A 2609-nucleotide genomic window follows, 5' to 3' on the forward strand; every position below is an offset into this window, starting at 1 on the left:
CCTCCCGGCCAAAAGGGCGGAAATATTTTCTGAAAAGTGGTTGACATTTCGGGACAGGCTACTATAATAGGGGCCAGCATGATAGAGGCGCGGACGTCAAGAGTACGCCTCCCCAGAGGTTCAGGAGCCGGGGAGGGGGAAAGGGGCTTCCGCCGAGGCTTCGCCCTCCCCCCTGAGGGAGCCGGAGCCGGGCCGCGGGGCGAACATCCCCCGGACTGTCACCTCTTCGGAGGTGGAGCGCTGTCGTGGATTCATCCGAAAGTGTGTACGGGTTGAAGTCATGACGAGCTGTCATGACTTTATTTTCATTTAGGAGAGAGTGCTATGAGAACCCTGAGAAGACGGTTTTTGCCTCTGCTGGCGGTTGTAATGCTGCTGTGCGCGGCCATGACCGTACCTGCCCTTGCCGCCGGGGAGGACCCAACGGAACTGGCGGGCACGAAGTACATTGAGTGTCCCGACTGCGGAACCTCCGGCGTTGTCCTTTCCGGCGAGGGGGAGGCCGTTCCCTGCGAAACTTGCGCGGACAGCGGCTATGTGGGCTATGTGGAGTCCCCCAGCCCCTTCTACAACNNCTTCTGGTCCTTGATTCCCCCCATCATCGCCATCGCTCTGGCGCTGATTACCAAGGAGGTCTACTCCTCCCTGTTTTTAGGGATCCTGGTGGGCGGCCTGCTGTACTCCAGCTTCGCCTTTGAGGCCACCATCCTCCATGTTTTCAACGACGGCATCGTGGCCTCCGTCACTGATTCCTACAACATGGGCATCCTGATCTTCCTGATTATCCTGGGCTCCATGGTGTGCCTGATGAACAAGGCGGGCGGCTCCGCCGCCTTCGGCCGCTGGGCCAAGGACCATATTAAAAGCCGCGTCGGGGCCCAGCTGGCCTCCGTGCTCCTGGGCGTGCTGATTTTCATCGACGACTACTTCAACTGCCTCACCGTGGGCAGCGTCATGCGGCCCATNACGGACAAGCACAGCATCTCCCGGGCAAAGCTGGCCTACATCATCGACGCCACCGCCGCCCCGGTGTGCATCATCGCCCCCATCAGCTCCTGGGCCGCGGCTGTGGCCGGTTTTGCCGAGGATGGCCAGGGCTTCAACCTCTTCCTCCGGGCCATCCCCTATAACTACTACGCCCTGCTGACCATCGTCATGATGGTGGGCATGATCCTTATGAAGGCCGAATTCGGCCCCATGGCGAAGTATGAGAAAAACGCCATCGAAAAGGGCGACCTCTTCTCCGGCTCCAACCCCTACGCCGGGGCCGAGGACGACGCGCCCGAGGACAAGGGCCGGGTGCTGGACCTGGTGCTCCCCGTGGTGGTCCTCATCATCTGCTGCGTCATCGGCATGATTTACTCCGGCGGCTTCTTTGACGGCGAGGGCTTTATCACCGCCTTCTCCAATTCCGACGCCTCCGTGGGACTGATGCTGGGCTCTGCCTTTGCCCTGGTGTTCACCCTGGTTTATTACCTCATCCGCCGCTCCATGAGCTTCAAGGAAATGATGGGCTGCATCCCCGAGGGCTTCAAGGCCATGGTCCCCGCCATCATGATCCTCACCTTCGCCTGGAGCCTGAAGAACATGACGGACTCCCTGGGCGCGAAATTCTTCGTCCGGGACTTCGTCCGGTCTTCCGCCAGCGGCCTCCAGATGATTCTGCCTCTGATCGTGTTCGCCATCGGCTGCCTGCTGGCCTTCGCCACCGGCACCTCCTGGGGCACCTTCGGCATCCTGATTCCCATCGTGCAGAACGTCTTCTCCATGGACAACCCCATGGCCATCGTCTGCATCTCCGCCTGCATGGCNGGCGCGGTCTNCGGCGACCACTGCTCNCCCATCTCCGACACCACCATCATGGCCTCCGCGGGCGCCCAGTGCGCCCACGTAAACCATGTGTCCACACAATTGCCTTACGCCATCACCTGCGCGGNGGTGTCCGGCGNNACCTACCTCATCGCGGGCATCCTGGTGAGCATGGGGGCCCCGGGCCTGCTGGGCCTGCCCATCNGCATCGTGCTGATGATCGGCGCGCTGTTTGTGATCCGCTCCAAAAATNCCGGCGCAANNTAAGCCGCNCCCCGGAANGNANTNCACNTTCCTTCTGCCCGCGCCCGGTCCTCGACCGGGCGCGGGTCTTTTTGGGGTTGACTTNCTTTTATGATTGTATTATTATAGCAATACACCAACCCAATAATACAAAATGAAAGGAAGCGCGCGCATGAAGAGTATAAGAACAAGGGGCCTCAGCTCCACAGGGCTGAAATGGATTGCCCTGATTTTGATGGTCCTGGACCACATTCACTATTTCTTCGCTTACACAGGACGGGTGCCGGAGTGGTTCAGCATGGCTGGGCGGCTGGCCGCGCCGCTGTTCCTGTTCTGCCTGGTGGAGGGATTTTCCCATACGCATGACCGAAGGCGGTACTTCATGAAAGTATACGCAATCCACCTTCTGATGTCCGGCCTGCTGCTTTTGATGCTATGCGGCCTCCTTCCGATCCGGCCCGACGGCTTCTATCCCATGAACGGCATGATGACCTCCTTTGCCATTTTAATGGTGGTCTTTCAGGGGATCGACTGGCTGGGGGAAAAGCGCTGGGGGC

Annotated in this window: 2 protein-coding genes and 1 riboswitch; both genes read left to right on the forward strand. The window is 60.0% G+C overall.

Annotated features, from left to right (window positions below; all coding sequences use genetic code 11):
* Window positions 1-74 precede the first annotated feature (74 nt).
* Window positions 75-251: riboswitch (Lysine riboswitch) on the forward strand.
* A gap of 73 nt (window positions 252-324) precedes the next feature.
* Entirely contained in the window at window positions 325-2076 is a 1752-nt protein-coding gene (locus JX325_RS14970) for a Na+/H+ antiporter NhaC family protein (protein WP_204791871.1), read from the forward strand.
* A gap of 148 nt (window positions 2077-2224) precedes the next feature.
* Window positions 2225-2609, forward strand: a 385-nt coding sequence (locus tag JX325_RS14975; RefSeq protein ID WP_243414120.1) for a TraX family protein, incomplete at its 3' end; no start/stop codon positions are given.

This window comes from Oscillibacter sp. CU971 (assembly GCF_905219725.1).
In the GTDB taxonomy this organism is placed as follows: Bacteria; Bacillota; Clostridia; order Oscillospirales; family Oscillospiraceae; genus Oscillibacter.